The organism is Pseudomonas sp. EA_35y_Pfl2_R5 (assembly GCF_963970805.1).
GTDB lineage: Bacteria > Pseudomonadota > Gammaproteobacteria > Pseudomonadales > Pseudomonadaceae > Aquipseudomonas.
The window spans coordinates 86,495-101,158 of the sequence record NZ_CAXAOW010000005.1 but is presented as its reverse complement, the minus strand read 5'-3'; the positions used below and the strand labels follow the sequence as shown (position 1 = coordinate 101,158).

The window sequence follows — 14,664 nt, the reverse complement described above, 5'->3', positions numbered from 1 at the left end:
AGCTTTGCCAAGAGCTACTGCTCTTTTTAATCATTAGGTTGTTACTTTGAGTCATTGAGCTGTTCGTCACGGCTGATTATCGTCTAGACCATATCGACTGTGGCCCATTTAAGAGGCTGCAGCACTTCCGTGAAATGCCAACACCCGATGTGGAGATGTCCATGACTGCTCAGTACCCCCACCTGCTGGCCCCGCTCGATCTGGGCTTCACTACTCTGAAGAACCGCACCTTGATGGGTTCGATGCACACCGGGTTGGAAGAAAAGCCCAATGGTTTTGAGCGCATGGCGGCCTATTTCGCTGAGCGTGCCCGTGGCGGCGTTGGTCTGATGGTGACGGGGGGTATCGGCCCGAACGATGAGGGTGGCGTGTATTCCGGCGCAGCCAAGCTGACCACCGCCGAGGAAGCCGAAAAGCACAAGATTGTCACCCGCGCGGTGCATGAAGCGGACGGCAAGATCTGCATGCAGATCCTGCATGCCGGCCGTTATGCCTACAGCCCGAAATCGGTAGCGCCAAGCGCGATACAGGCGCCGATTAACCCGTTCAAGCCTAAAGAGCTGGACGAGGAGGGCATCGAGAAGCAGATCCAGGACTTTATCAACTGCTCGGTACTGGCTCAGCAGGCCGAGTACGACGGTGTGGAAATCATGGGCTCGGAAGGTTATTTCATTAACCAGTTCCTCGCCGCCCACACCAACCACCGTACCGACCGTTGGGGCGGCAGCTACGAGAACCGTATGCGCCTGGCGGTGGAGATCGTCCGCCGCGTGCGTGAGGCCGTCGGCCCGAACTTCATCATCATCTACCGCCTGTCGATGCTCGATCTGGTCGAAGGCGGCAGCACCTGGGACGAGATCGTCCTGCTGGCCAAGGCCATCGAGAAGGCTGGCGCCACTATGATCAACACCGGTATCGGCTGGCACGAGGCGCGTATCCCGACCATCGCCACCAAGGTGCCGCGTGCGGCCTTCACCAAGGTCACCGCCAAGCTACGCGGCGAAGTGAGCATTCCGCTGATCACCACTAACCGCATCAACACCCCGGAAGTGGCTGAGCAAGTGCTGGCTGAGGGCGACGCCGACATGGTCTCCATGGCGCGCCCATTCCTCGCCGACCCTGATTTCGTTAACAAAGCCGCAGAGGGCCGCAGCGACGAAATCAACACCTGCATTGGTTGTAATCAGGCCTGCCTGGACCACACCTTCGGCGGCAAGCTGACCAGTTGTCTGGTCAACCCGCGTGCCTGCCACGAAACCGAGCTGAACTACATTCCGACCACCGCCGTGAAGAAGATCGCCGTGGTCGGCGCCGGCCCTGCTGGCCTGTCCGCTGCCACCGTGGCGGCCGAACGTGGCCACAGCGTGACCCTGTTCGACTCGGCCAGCGAAATCGGCGGCCAGTTCAACGTGGCCAAGCGCGTGCCGGGCAAGGAAGAGTTCTTTGAAACCCTGCGCTACTTCAAGCGCAAGCTGGAAACCACTGGCGTTGATTTGCGCCTGAATACCCGTGTGTCGGCTGATGATCTGGCCAAGGGCGGTTATGACGAGATCATTCTGGCCACCGGTATCGCTCCGCGCACTCCGGTGATTCCGGGTATCGAGCATGCCAAGGTGATCAGCTACCTGGACGCCATCCTGCAGCGCAAGCCGGTCGGCCAGAAGGTTGCGGTGATTGGTGCCGGCGGTATCGGCTTCGACGTCTCCGAGTTCATCACCCACCAAGGTGAGGCGACCAGCCTCAACCGCGAGGAGTTCTGGAAGGAGTGGGGCATCGACGGCGCGCTGGAGGCTCGTGGTGGCGTGGCGGGGATTCAGGCTAGTCCGCACCCGGCGGCGCGTGATGTGTTCCTGCTGCAGCGCAAGAAATCCAAAGTCGGCGACGGCCTGGGCAAGACCACCGGCTGGATTCACCGCACAGGTCTGAAGAACAAGAACGTGCAGATGCTCAACTCGGTCGAGTACCTCAAGGTCGACGACTCTGGCCTGCATATCAGCATCGCCGGTGGCGAGGCGCAGGTGTTACCGGTGGATACGGTGATCGTCTGCGCCGGCCAAGACCCGCTGCGCGAACTGCAGGAGGGCCTGGAAAGCGCCGGGCAGAGCGTGCACCTGATTGGCGGTGCTGATGTGGCCAGCGAGCTGGACGCCAAGCGCGCGATCAACCAGGGCTCGCGTCTCGCCGCCGAACTCTAAAGGAATCGACGCCCCGCCTAGTGCGGGGCGTTTTGTATGCGGCTCACAACAATAAGGAGAAGTCCGTGTCTGATAATGCACAATTGCAACCGGCAGCGGCCGCCACACTCGCTAAGTGGCATGGCCTGATGCAGAGCAATGATCTGAGGTCGTTGCCCGAGCTGCTTCATCCGCAGGCGGTATTCCGTTCGCCCATGGCACACAAACCCTATGCCGGTGCGCCGATGGTGTCGCTGATTCTCAATACCGTGAGTAAGGTGTTCGTCGACTTTGCCTACCACCGTGAGCTGGCCAGTGCCGATGGCCTTAACGTGGTGCTGGAGTTCAGTGCCAGGGTGGGTGAGCGCGAGCTCAAGGGCATCGACATGATTCGCTTCGATGAAGCCGGAAAGATCGTCGATTTTGAAGTGATGGTTCGCCCCATGAGTGGCCTGCAGGCTTTGGGTGAGGAAATGGGCCGGCGCCTGGCTCCATTCCTGGCGGCTGCAAAAGCCTGAGGCGTTGCACCAAATCCATCACAATTTCGCCCTGTAAGCCGGTTTTTAGCGCCTGGCTGGCAGGGCGACTGCCAACCCAGTCACATTGCTGGGCTTGGTTTTTCCCCTAGACTTGCCTGAACAAGGGTATAGCGCCTGCAACATGGGCCTTGCTTAACCCGTCATAATGTTGGCAGTCTTGCCGTATGCGCCATTTTTTGCGCAGCATAAGCAGGATGAGTCACTGCTGAGCGGAGTGCCCGTTTGGCCTAGAGGAAAACCGATGAGCATGCAGAACAAGCCGCAGATGGTCGAGGCCGTACTGTTCTTCAGTGAGCGTGGCGGTATCTGCAAGCAAATGTTTTTCCCCGAATTTGAAGCTTTGCTCGACGGCGTGGTGAATATGCCGGAGTTCGCCGACGAGCAGATGCGTGTGGCGTACGTGCTGATCAACCCGCGCTTGCTGATCAAGGCGCTGGTATTTTTCTACTTGGATTTCGACGAAAAGGGCGCGCCGGATTCCGGCTGGAATATCCCCTTGCAGGCTTTGGCCGAGCGTGCCGGGCGCGGCCCTGACCTGGGTGCGGGACCGATTCGCCTGGCTTGCCGTAGCCAGTGCCCGGTGTCCTGGCACCAGATGCACCTCTGGGACCCTAGCCTGACGCCTGGTAATAACGACTTGGCGCTGCTGCGCGATGTGGTCAAGCGCAACAGCCTGGGTTTGCTGGCTGAAGATGAAAATGCTCAGGCGGTCGCGCCCGAGCGGCTGCAAATGGCTTCTGAAGATAAATGGTACGCGGCGGACCCTGCCCAGGATGAAGCGGCCAAGGCCACTGAAAAGCTTGATCAGGAACAGCGTCTGAAAGCTGCGCAGCTGATCAAGCAGCAGCGCTTGCGCATTAGCAGCCTGACCCAGCATCACGAAGATGAACTGGCAAAATTCAAGTTGGCCAGCGACGAGCAGAGCAAGAACCTGCAGGCGCAAATCCACGGCTTACACCAGGCCTTGCGTCAGCAGGAGGAGCACAACGCCTCTCTGAAGGCGCAATTGGCTGCTCAGGCGGCGAGCTTCCAAACTTCCCGTGAAGAGATGACTGAGCAACTGCGCGCACTGGAACGTGATGGCCGCAGCGAAAGCGATAGTCTGCGTGCGCAGTTCGAAGGCGAAATGCAGGCCAAGATCGCCTCAGCAGTGGCCGAGTACAAAGAGCAGATTGCTATTCGCGATGTCGAGCTGGCTTATCGCGGCGAGCAGGACACCCAGGCCCAGCAGGAGATTAATCGCCTCAAACGCGCCTACGCCGATCTGGCCAGCCAGGGCGGTGATCAGATTCTTGAGCGCCTGGCCAAGCTCGGTGTGGTCTTTGTGGTCTATCACCCCGGAGCGGGTCACCTGACCATCCCGCTGCAGGATATTGCCTCGTATCAGGACAACCCTCTGGCCTATGCCGCAGCCAAGTGTTTTGTCAGTGAAGAGCAATACCGCCATTGGCTGGCGCATTACCAGCAGCCGAGTTGCGAAGCCTCACTGCCAAGTGGCGAGCGCTGCGCCATCCCCATCGACCGTATTGATACCCCAAGCCGTTTTGCCTTGGGTGAATCCAATTGCTGTGCGCGGCACAAGGCCAGTAGTCGTTTGCGTACTGTCAGTTAATCTTGCCTGTTGTCCTGCCTGATTGGGCGCCGCGCGCGCCCTTGCAACCCTTGCGATTGGAGTGGGCGCTAGCTGCTGGGATCGAGCTAGCAGTGCTGCGCCTGGACCTGCTTGATCCACTGATCAGCGGCAATAAATGGTTCAAGCTTTCGCATCATCTACGCGCGGCAGAGGCCAGCGGCGCCACTGGTGTGATCAGCCTGGGCGGCGCGCATTCCAATCATCTGCATGCCCTGGCTGCCGCCGGTAAGCGCTTCAATTTCCAAACGGTCGGGCTGCTGCGTGGCCACCCGCAACAAACCCCTACTGTGGATGATTTGCAGGCCTTCGGTATGCACCTGCACTGGCTGGGTTATGCGGGTTACCGCGCTCGGCATGCGGCCGACTTCTGGTTGCCTTGGCAGGCGCAGTATCCGGGCTTTTATCCGCTGCCCGAGGGCGGTGGTGGCCTGCCCGGAGCGCTGGGGTGCATAAGCCTGGTGCAGCAGCTTCGTGAGCAGCTGCCAAGCCTCGGCTGGGCCGATTACGACGCCTGGTGGCTGGCGGCAGGCACGGGCACCACTTTGGCAGGTCTGCTGCTTGGCGAGGCTGCCGCGCATCCGGTGTATGGGGCTTTGGCGGTGCCGGCCGACCATGGTGTCGAGCAGCAGGTGCAGGCGATTGTTCAAGCTGCCGGTATGCCAGTCGGGTGTTATCAGTTGCATGAGGCCAGCCGTGGCGGATTTGCCAAGATGGATGCCGAGTTGCTCGATTTTATGCAGGCAGCGGAAGCCGAAAGTGGCGTGCCGCTGGAGCCGCTGTATACCGCCAAGGCATTAATGGCGTTGCGCCAGCAGGTCGAGGCCGGTTACTTTGCTCGCGGCAGCCGCTTGGTGCTTGTCCATACGGGTGGCTTGCAGGGCCGTGCTGCGGCGCTTAAAGCATGCTCGGCCGATTAACCCGGCTACACTGAATTTCACCAGCGGAGCCTGGATATTCCATGAGCGAACCCCTAAACCCCGAACAGTTACGCAGCCTGACGCCACTCAATGTGCTGTCCGAGCAGCAGTGGCGCGAGCTGCGTACACAACTGGTGCCGCAGCCTTTGCTGGCGGGGCAGTTGTTGTTTCGTCCGGGTGATCAGGCGCGCTTGACCTATTACCTGCTGGCCGGCGAGTTGCTGTTGCAAGCGGTCGACGGCCAGGAGCAGCGTTTGCAAGCCGGCAGCGAGGCTAGTTGTCACCCATTGTCACCGAGCCTGCCACGCCTGCATGAGGCGCGGGCGCTAACCGATGCCAGTGTGCTGGCGCTGGACACCGCCACCCTCAATCGGCTGGTGACCTGGCGTCTGGCCTACCAGGACCTGCTGCTGGAGTTGGGGCAGAACCATGCAGAGGTCGAATGGCTGGAGCGTCTGCTGGAAAACCCGCTATTTGCCAAAGTGCCACCGTCCAACGTGCGCGCCATGCTGGAACGTCTGCAACGTATCGAGTTGACTGCTGGCAGCACTGTATTGCAGGAAGGTGATGTGGGTGACAGCTGCTACTTCCTTAAAAATGGCCGGGCCGAGGTAATTCGCGGCGCGGACAGCGCGCAGCAGGTGTTGGCCGAGCTGGAAATTGGCGCCTGCTTTGGTGAGGAAGCCTTGCTGGCCGACCGCCCGCGCAACGCCACGGTGACCATGCTGGAAGATGGTGTGGTGTTGCGTCTGGATCGCCAGGACTTCTTCGCTTTGCTTAAAGCCCCAGTGGTCGATGAGGTGTCGCTCGGCGAAGCCTCGCGTTTGCTCGCTGCAGGCGCGCAATGGCTGGATGTGCGCCTGCAGGAGGAATACGAGCGTGCCCATGCACTGCAATCACTTAATATGCCGCTACAACTGCTACGCCTGAAGGCCCGCCTGCTGGATAAGACGCGCACCTATCTGTGTTACTGCGACAGCGGCAAGCGCAGCAGCAGCGCGGTGTTCCTGCTTTCTCAGCTTGGCTACAGTGCCTATGCCTTGCGTGATGGGGTGGATGCTTTGCCGGCGATCCAGCGTGATGCGCTGCTGTGTGAAAGTGGTTCGGGCTATCTGGCGCGCTCGGGCGGGCGTACCGAACGCAGTCTCTGAGCTAGCCAACCGGTTGGGTCGGCCAGTGATCATTCACCAGAAACACTCTCTCAGCCTCTAGCCAGTCATTCCGCGGGCCTTCCATCAGGCGTACGAGCAACTGCGCGTTAGCATCGTTCGGCAGTGCCGTGAGCCATTGATTGAATTGCTCGTGCGACCACAGGTGCTCTTCCTCGATACGCGCTGATGCCAACCAAGTGTGCCGGGCTAGCGGCTGCCAGTGACCTGGGTTGTGTCTGGCAAAGCTTGGCCAGTCTCCTTGATGCAGCCAGCGCCCGCGCAGGTGCACAGAGTTGCCATCCGCAGGGGTTGCATAGGACGGCTGCTGCCAGGGATAGAATAGATAACCGCCCAGCCACAGCGCCGCCTGAGGTTGCTGAATATCCAGCTCAGCCAAGCGTTGTTGGGCTTCGACACGTGCCGACAACGGCAGCTGGTGCTGACCAAGGTGTGCCAGTTTTATATCCAGGCGGTCATGGCTGCCGGGGCCTAACCAGTGTGCCAGCTCCGCGCCGCTGCACTGCTGTTGGCCCAGATACAGCTTGATCGCCAGCTCCAAGTGATGCACGCCTTCCTCGTCGCGCAGCAACATATCCAGCTCACCCAGGGTATGACCCTGCTGGCGGATGGGCACGTTGGCGGCCAGCACCTCGGTACCAGGCGCGGCATGCAGGGCAAATTGCCAGAGACGTTCGTAGTACAACCCCAGGCGGCGCACCGAGCGTTGGCTTAGCCACTGTTGTAAGGCATGACTGTCGGCATCCAGGCTCAGCAGCCAGTCAGCCAGCGCATTGGGTTGCTGGATCCAGCCGCTGGCAGTTAGCGGGTGACGTTGCGGCCAGGGCGTCTGTGTCAGCAGTGGTGGCGAGAGTAACGCCCAGGCCAGGTCACGCACGGCGGGCTGGTGCAGCTGCGAGGGCAGGTCAGTGAGTGAGGGGAAAGGCATCATGTTGCGAGCATAGCGCTTTGCGGTTATTTGCGACCTGCTGCGCGTCGGTTCTGCGGATTCAAAAGCAAGCCCGCAGGCTCTTTAACAAGTCCTTTAACACAGCCATAGAGGTCAGCAGTTTGCCGCTGCCATGGGCTTTCGCCCATAATCCGACCCACTAGAATCAAAGCCTGGCAGGAGCACCATGGAGCAGTTTCGTAATATCGGCATCATCGGCCGGCTGGGCAGCACCCAGGTTCTCGACACCATTCGCCGGCTGAAGAAGTTTCTGCTCGCTCGTCACCTGCATGTGATCCTTGAAGACACCATCGCTGAAGTGCTACCGGGCCATGGCCTGCAGACTTCTTCGCGCAAGATTCTCGGCGAGGTGTGCGACTTGGTCATCGTGGTTGGTGGTGATGGCAGCATGCTTGGCGCGGCCCGTGCGCTGGCGCGGCACAAGGTGCCGGTGCTGGGCGTCAACCGCGGCAGTCTGGGTTTTCTCACCGATATTCGCCCTGATGAGCTGGAAGTGAAGGTGGCGCAGGTGCTCGAAGGGCATTACCTGACCGAGAACCGCTTTCTGCTGGAGGCCGAGGTGCGCCGCAATGGCGAGGCCATCGGCCAGGGTGATGCGCTCAATGATGTGGTGCTGCATCCGGGTAAGTCCACGCGGATGATCGAATTCGAGCTGTTTATTGATGGCCAGTTCGTCTGCAGCCAGAAGGCTGACGGCCTGATTGTCGCCACACCGACCGGTTCCACCGCCTATGCGCTGTCTGCTGGCGGGCCAATCATGCACCCTAAGTTGGATGCCATCGTAATCGTGCCGATGTACCCGCATACCTTGTCCAGTCGGCCGATTGTGGTGGATGGCAACAGCGAGCTGAAAATCGTTGTGTCCAAAGATTTGCAGATTTATCCGCTGATTTCCTGCGACGGGCAGAACCACTTCACCTGCGCCCCTGGTGATACCATTACGGTGGCCAAACGGCCGCAGAAGCTGCGCCTGATTCACCCGCTGGATCACAACTATTACGAGGTCTGCCGCAATAAACTGGGTTGGGGTAGCCGGCTCGGCGGGGGTGACTAATGCACCTCGATCCCGCTCGCGGTTACGACCTTATTGGTGATATCCATGGTTGCGCGAAAACCCTGGAACATCTGCTAAGCACCTTGGGCTATCGCCAGCAGGCGGGGGTATGGCGGCATCCGCAGCGTATGGCGATTTTCCTCGGCGATCTGGTCGACCGCGGCCCGCGTATCCGTGAGGCGCTGCATCTGGTGCGCGACATGGTCGTGGCCGGGCAGGCGCTGTGCATCATGGGCAACCATGAGTTCAATGCCCTGGCCTGGAGCACGCCAGTCGCGCCCGGTAGCGGTCGGCAATTTGTCCGTGAGCACACGCCGCGGCATGCGCGGCTGATCAAGGAAACCCTGGAGCAGTTCAACGCCTACCCGGCGGAGTGGCAAGAATTTCTCGATTGGTTCTACGAGTTGCCGCTGTTTATCGATGCCGGGTATTTCCGCGTGGTGCATGCCTGCTGGGACGACAGCTTGATCGAGCCACTGCGTGCGCAGTTTGCTGATGGCTGCATTGATGAGCATTTTCTCCAGGCCGCTGCCGTACATGGCAGTTTTGCCAACACTGCACTGGATCGTCTGCTGCGCGGCACCGACATGCGCTTGCCGCATGGCATGACCTTGACCAGTGATGACGGCTTTACCCGCGCACACTTTCGCACCAAGTTCTGGGAAGAAGACCCGCAGACCTACGGCGATATTGTCTTCCAGCCTGACGCCTTGCCCGAACTGGCGGCGCAGATGCCGCTCAGCGAAATGCAGAAAACCGAACTGCTCAAATACGGTGCCGATCAGCCACTGTTGTTTGTCGGCCACTACTGGCGCAGCGGTAAGCCCGCGCCGATTCGCAGCAATCTGGCCTGCCTGGATTACAGCGCCGTATTGAACGGCAAGCTGGTGGCCTATCGGCTGGATCAGGAAACGCGCTTGGACGCCAGCAAGTTCGTCTGGGTCGATGTCGACAGCCCGGAGGCGCGGCCATGAGTGCAGTAGCGGCCATGCGTTTGCCCGAACAGGTCGATTTGAGTGGCTTTATCAGTTTGCTGCAGCGCTTGCAGGTGCCGCACCGCGTCGCTGAAGAGGCGGGCGAGCAGGTGCTCTGGGTGCCTGGCGAGCAACTGGCCGAGCAGGTGCGCGAACTCTATGGGCGCTACCCGCAAGGCGATGCTGAGGTGTTGCTTGAATCGTCACCGGCTTCTGCAGAGGCCGCGCCGGGTTTTGTTCAACAGCTGAAAAGCAGCCCGTTGACCGCCATCATGCTGGCGCTGACCTTCGTGGTCTTTGCTGTAACCGGTACAGGCGAGAACTACACGACAATCCGCTGGTTTAGTTTTGTCGATTTTCGCATTCAAGACGGCTACATCCATCTCGCTTATCTGAATGAAACCCTGGCAAGCAGCCAATGGTGGCGGCTGTTGACGCCTATGTTGATCCATTTCGGCTGGCTGCATTTGGCCATGAACAGCCTCTGGTATTGGGAGCTGGGACGGCGTATCGAGGCGCGTCAGGGCGCCGTGATGCTTGTGGGGCTGACCCTGCTGTTCAGCTTGGCGGCCAATTTCGCCCAGTACCTGCATGCCGGCCCATCGCTGTTCGGCGGCCTGTCCGGCGTGCTGTACGGCTTACTCGGGCATTGCTGGATTTTCCAGCGCCTGGCGCCGACTCCCGCCTATCGGTTGCCGCCGGGGGTATTGGTGATGATGCTGGCCTGGCTGCTGATCTGCATGACCGGCATCTTCGAGCTGCTGCAATTTGGCGCAATTGCCAACGCGGCGCATGTCGGCGGCTTGCTGGCCGGTTGCCTGACCGGGCTGGTCGGTGGTGCGCTGGCGCGTCGGCGACACAGTTAGTTGTTCTTCAGGCTGGTAAACTGCCACTTTGCATTTGGAGGCGCCATGTCGTCCTTTCTTGAAGCGATTGAAAACATCACCCCTGAGATCTACCAGAGCCTCAAGCTGGCTGTGGAAATCGGTAAATGGCCCGATGGCCGCAAGCTGAGCCAGGAGCAGAAGGAACTGACCTTGCAGGCGCTGATCGCCTGGGAAAGCCACAACCTGCCGGAAGAGGAACGCATCGGCTATATGGGGCCGCAGGAGTGCAGCAGCAAATCCGAGCCGGTGCCCAATCTGTTGTTCAAATCCTCGGACACCCTGCACTGATGAGTGAGTTGGCTCGTGGTGCCCTGAGCAAAATGGCGGCGCAGCTGGATGCGCCGGTGCAGTACAGCTTTCGCCTGGGTGAGGAACTGCTGCCGGTTAATCCGCTGATCGGCAAAAGCCTGCGTCTGGAGTTCTTGGGCGCGATCCACTGCACCCACTGCGGGCGCAAGACCAAGAGCAGCTTTAGCCAGGGCTACTGCTACCCCTGCATGCAGAAACTGGCGCAGTGCGACATCTGCATCATGAGCCCGGAGCGCTGCCACTATGAGGCCGGCACTTGCCGCGAGCCCAGCTGGGGCGAGCAGTTCTGTATGACCGATCATGTGGTCTATCTGGCCAACTCCAGCGGCGTGAAAGTCGGCATCACCCGCGCCACGCAGATTCCCACACGCTGGATCGATCAAGGCGCGACCCAAGCGCTGCCGATTCTGCGCGTTGCCACCCGCCAGCAGTCTGGCTTTGTCGAAGACCTGCTGCGCAGCCAAGTAGCGGATAAAACCAACTGGCGCGCGCTGCTCAAGGGCGACGCCGCGCCAGTCGACCTGCTCGCTGTGCGCGAACAGTTGTTTTCCAGTTGCGGCAATGGGCTCACCGAGTTGCAGCAGCGCTTTGGCATTCAGGCCATCCAGCCGCTCAGCGATCAGGCCGTGGTGCAGATTGCCTACCCGATTGATGCCTACCCGGCCAAGATCACCAGTTTCAACCTGGACAAGAATCCGCTGGCCGAGGGCACGTTGCTGGGCATCAAGGGCCAGTACCTGATGTTCGACACCGGCGTGATCAATATCCGCAAGTACACCGCTTACCAGCTGGCCGTTCACGAACTGGCCGCCTGAGTTACCTATTCGCGAACCCGGCGCCCGCGCGCCGCAGACAAAGGGCCACAAGCCATGCGCACCGAACAGCCGAAGATGATCTACCTCAAGGACTACCAGGCCCCGGATTATCTGATTGATGAAACGCACCTGACCTTCGAGTTGTTCGAGGATCACACCCTGGTGCATGCGCAACTGGTGATGCGCCGTAACCCGGCAGCGGGCGCAGGTTTGCCACCGCTGGTGCTGGATGGTCAGCAGCTGGAGCTGCTCAGTGTGGCGCTGGATGACCGCGAGCTGAGTGCCGGCGATTACCAGCTGAACGACAGCCATCTGACCTTGCAGCCCACTAGCGCCAGCTTTGTGATCGACAGCAGCGTGCGCATCCACCCGGAAAGCAACACCGCGCTGGAAGGCCTGTACAAGTCCAGCGGCATGTTTTGTACCCAATGTGAGGCCGAGGGTTTCCGCAAGATCACCTATTACCTCGACCGCCCGGACGTGATGAGCAAGTTCACCACCACCCTGAGCGCGGCGCAGCATGACTACCCGGTGCTGCTGTCCAATGGCAACCCGATTGCCAGCGGTAGCGAGGACGGTGGCCGGCACTGGGCGACCTGGGAAGACCCCTTTATGAAGCCGGCCTACCTGTTCGCCCTGGTCGCCGGCGATCTTTGGTGTGTGGAAGACAGCTTTACCACCATGAGCAAGCGCGACGTGGCGCTACGTATTTATGTCGAGCCGGAAAACATCGACAAATGCCAGCACGCCATGGACAGCCTGAAGAAGTCGATGAAGTGGGATGAAGAGGTCTATGGTCGTGAGTACGACCTGGACATCTTTATGATCGTTGCGGTCAACGACTTCAATATGGGCGCCATGGAGAACAAGGGCCTCAACATCTTCAACTCCAGCTGCGTGCTGGCGAAGGCAGAAACCGCCACCGATGCTGCCCACCAGCGCGTTGAGGCGGTAGTGGCCCACGAGTACTTCCATAACTGGTCAGGTAACCGCGTGACTTGCCGCGACTGGTTCCAGTTGTCGCTCAAGGAAGGCTTTACCGTCTTCCGCGATGCCGAGTTCAGCGCCGATATGCACTCGCGTACGGTCAAGCGTATCGAGGATGTGGCCTATCTGCGCACCCACCAGTTCGCCGAAGATGCCGGCCCCATGGCCCACCCGGTGCGCCCGGATGCCTTTATGGAAATCTCCAACTTCTACACCCTGACCGTCTACGAGAAGGGCTCGGAAGTGGTGCGCATGATCCGCACCCTGGTCGGTGCCGAGGGCTTCCGTAAAGGCAGCGACCTGTACTTCGAGCGACATGATGGTCAGGCCGTGACCTGTGATGACTTTATCCGCGCGATGGAAGAGGCCAATGGCATCGACCTGGCACAGTTCAAGCGCTGGTACAGCCAGGCCGGCACGCCGCGCTTGGAGGTCAGTGAAAGTTACGACGCCGCTGCCAACAGCTATCGCCTGCAATTTCGCCAAAACTGCCCAGCCACCCCTGGGCAGGCGGAGAAACTGCCCTTTGTTATCCCCGTAGAGCTGGCTTTGCTGGATTCCCAGGGCCGTGAGCTGCCGCTGCAATTGGTCGGCGAAGATGCTGCGGATGAGCTTTCCCGTGTGCTGCAGGTGACCGAAGCCGAACAGGCGTTCACCTTTGTCAATCTGCCGGAAAAGCCGCTGCCGTCGTTGCTGCGCGGCTTTTCTGCGCCGATCAAGCTGAGCTTTCCTTACAGTCGTGATCAGTTGATGTTCCTGATGCAGCACGACAGCGATGGTTTCAACCGCTGGGAAGCAGGGCAACAATTGTCGGTGCAGGTGCTGCAGGAGTTGATTGGCCAGCATCAGCGTGGCGAGTCTCTGGTACTCGATCAGCGCCTGGTTGAGGCCTGCCGAACGCTGTTGGCGGATGAGTCGCTGGATCAGGCCATGGTCGCCGAAATGCTTTCGCTGCCGGGTGAAGCCTATCTGACGGAAATCAGTGCTGTGGCCGATGTCGAAGCCATCCACGCCGCCCGTGAATTTGCCCGCAAGCAACTGTCGGATGCGCTGTTCGATCTGCTGTGGCAGCGCTATCAACGTAACCGCGAGGTGTCCCGCGCTAGCGCCTATGTGGCAGAGGCCGAACACTTTGCCCGGCGCAGCCTGCAGAACATCGCACTGTCCTACCTGATGCTTAGCAACAAGGCCGAGGTGCTGGCTGCCTGCCTGGAGCAGTTCGAGAACGCTGACAATATGACCGAGCGCCTGACCGCGTTGGCGGTGCTGGTCAATTCTCCGTTCGGGGCCGAGAAGGCCGTTGCCCTGGCCAGCTTCGCCGACTTCTTCAAGGACAACCCGCTGGTTATGGATCAGTGGTTTAGCGTGCAGGCTGCCTGCGCCTTGCCTGGTGCGCTGCAGCGCGTTGAGCAACTGATGCAGCACCCGGCATTTACCTTAAAGAACCCGAACAAGGTACGCGCTTTGATCGGCGCATTTGCCGGGCAGAACCTGTTGGGCTTCCACCAGGCTGATGGCAGCGGCTACCGCTTCCTGGCGGATCAGGTCATTACCCTAAATGGACTCAACCCGCAGATCGCTTCGCGTCTGCTGGCGCCACTGACGCGCTGGGCCAAATATGGCAGTGGGCGTCAGGCTCAAATGAAAGAACAACTGCAGCGCATCCTGGCCTCAGGTGAGCTGTCCAGTGATGTCTATGAAGTGGTTAGCAAAAGCCTGGCTGGTTAATAAGTGAGCGGTAACAATCTAGGGTGGCAGCGCCGCCGTAGATAAGGTGTTGGATGCGCTTGGTTGATTTCTGATCAGTGCGTTAACACTAAAGACCGATTTTACGTATCTATGTGCAACGCATAGGCTTACAGGTTCTTCACACCGTTCTTTTATCGGTATAAAAGTGTTACCTGGCTTAATCGGGTAACACTTTTTGTGTTACCCGATTAAATGTAAGCAAAGTTTGCGCAATGTGAATTGAGCTGCTTGGCTTGACCTTGGCTGATTTGTTTGAAGCACTTCGGCGTTTGCGTAACAGCGAGGTGACCGATTGCGCCAAATGGTAGGACAAAATAGGAAAAAGCGGTCATTACATACTGTTATCTGGCTGCTGAATGATCAGTCATAAAGTGGTTTATTGGTTTGTGTGGTGTTGCGGTGGATTTTTTATACGCTCGTTTGAATTGGCACTATGGTTGCAGTGGCTAACCTGATTTGACCTCGTCATGGTGCATGCCAAATAGAGAGGTGCGTGTAAGCGCGTTGG

12 protein-coding genes are annotated in these 14,664 nt (G+C 59.6%); 11 read left to right on the top strand and 1 reads right to left on the bottom strand.

From position 1 onward, the window contains the following. Positions 1–161: 161 nt before the first annotated feature. From AACX99_RS11740 to AACX99_RS11720, 5 genes are all read left to right on the top strand, one after another. Complete coding sequence (locus tag AACX99_RS11740) at positions 162–2,195, top strand: NADPH-dependent 2,4-dienoyl-CoA reductase (RefSeq protein WP_339411996.1); 2,034 nt, start codon at positions 162–164, stop codon at positions 2,193–2,195. Positions 2,196–2,323: 128 nt separating this feature from the next. Next, positions 2,324–2,692 carry a nuclear transport factor 2 family protein gene (locus AACX99_RS11735; protein WP_339412221.1) on the top strand — a complete coding sequence of 123 codons (369 nt, stop codon included), beginning with the start codon at positions 2,324–2,326 and terminating at the stop codon, positions 2,690–2,692. Between the two features lie 262 nt (positions 2,693–2,954). Then, positions 2,955–4,325 carry a chromosome partitioning protein ParA gene (locus AACX99_RS11730; RefSeq protein ID WP_339411994.1) on the top strand — a complete coding sequence of 457 codons (1,371 nt, stop codon included), beginning with the start codon at positions 2,955–2,957 and terminating at the stop codon, positions 4,323–4,325. A 2-nt stretch (positions 4,326–4,327) separates the two neighbouring features. After that, entirely contained in the window at positions 4,328–5,263 is a 936-nt protein-coding gene (locus tag AACX99_RS11725; RefSeq protein WP_339411993.1) for a 1-aminocyclopropane-1-carboxylate deaminase/D-cysteine desulfhydrase, read from the top strand. A gap of 41 nt (positions 5,264–5,304) precedes the next feature. Further along, positions 5,305–6,414, top strand: a complete 1,110-nt coding sequence (locus tag AACX99_RS11720) for a cyclic nucleotide-binding domain-containing protein (protein ID WP_339411991.1) — start codon at positions 5,305–5,307, stop codon at positions 6,412–6,414. Between the two features lies 1 nt (position 6,415). Here AACX99_RS11720 and AACX99_RS11715 read toward each other — a convergent pair whose 3' ends face one another. Continuing rightward, positions 6,416–7,363 (bottom strand): DUF1853 family protein, encoded by a 948-nt coding sequence (locus AACX99_RS11715; protein ID WP_339411989.1) that lies wholly within the window; start codon positions 7,361–7,363, stop codon positions 6,416–6,418. 184 nt (positions 7,364–7,547) lie between these two features. Here AACX99_RS11715 and AACX99_RS11710 point away from each other — a divergent pair, with 184 nt between their 5' ends. From AACX99_RS11710 to pepN, 6 genes are read left to right on the top strand one after another with little or no spacing between them, the layout of a single operon-like run. Beyond that, a complete protein-coding gene (locus AACX99_RS11710; protein WP_339411988.1) occupies positions 7,548–8,435 on the top strand; it encodes an NAD(+) kinase in 888 nt (295 codons plus the stop codon). Beyond that, complete coding sequence (locus tag AACX99_RS11705) at positions 8,435–9,409, top strand: metallophosphoesterase (protein WP_339411986.1); 975 nt, start codon at positions 8,435–8,437, stop codon at positions 9,407–9,409. Before AACX99_RS11710 ends, AACX99_RS11705 begins: the two co-directional genes overlap by 1 nt. Further along, a complete protein-coding gene (locus AACX99_RS11700; protein ID WP_339411985.1) occupies positions 9,406–10,275 on the top strand; it encodes a rhomboid family intramembrane serine protease in 870 nt (289 codons plus the stop codon). The genes AACX99_RS11705 and AACX99_RS11700 overlap by 4 nt, the downstream gene beginning before the upstream one ends. A gap of 45 nt (positions 10,276–10,320) precedes the next feature. After that, the gene (locus tag AACX99_RS11695; protein WP_339411983.1) at positions 10,321–10,584 is read left to right on the top strand and encodes a YeaC family protein; all 264 of its coding nucleotides are present in this window, start codon (positions 10,321–10,323) and stop codon (positions 10,582–10,584) included. Then, a complete protein-coding gene (locus AACX99_RS11690) occupies positions 10,584–11,420 on the top strand; it encodes a DUF2797 domain-containing protein (RefSeq protein ID WP_339411981.1) in 837 nt (278 codons plus the stop codon). The genes AACX99_RS11695 and AACX99_RS11690 overlap by 1 nt, the downstream gene beginning before the upstream one ends. Positions 11,421–11,474: 54 nt before the next feature. Then, positions 11,475–14,135 (top strand): aminopeptidase N, encoded by a 2,661-nt coding sequence (gene pepN / locus AACX99_RS11685; RefSeq protein ID WP_339411980.1) that lies wholly within the window; start codon positions 11,475–11,477, stop codon positions 14,133–14,135. Positions 14,136–14,664: the final 529 nt, after the last annotated feature.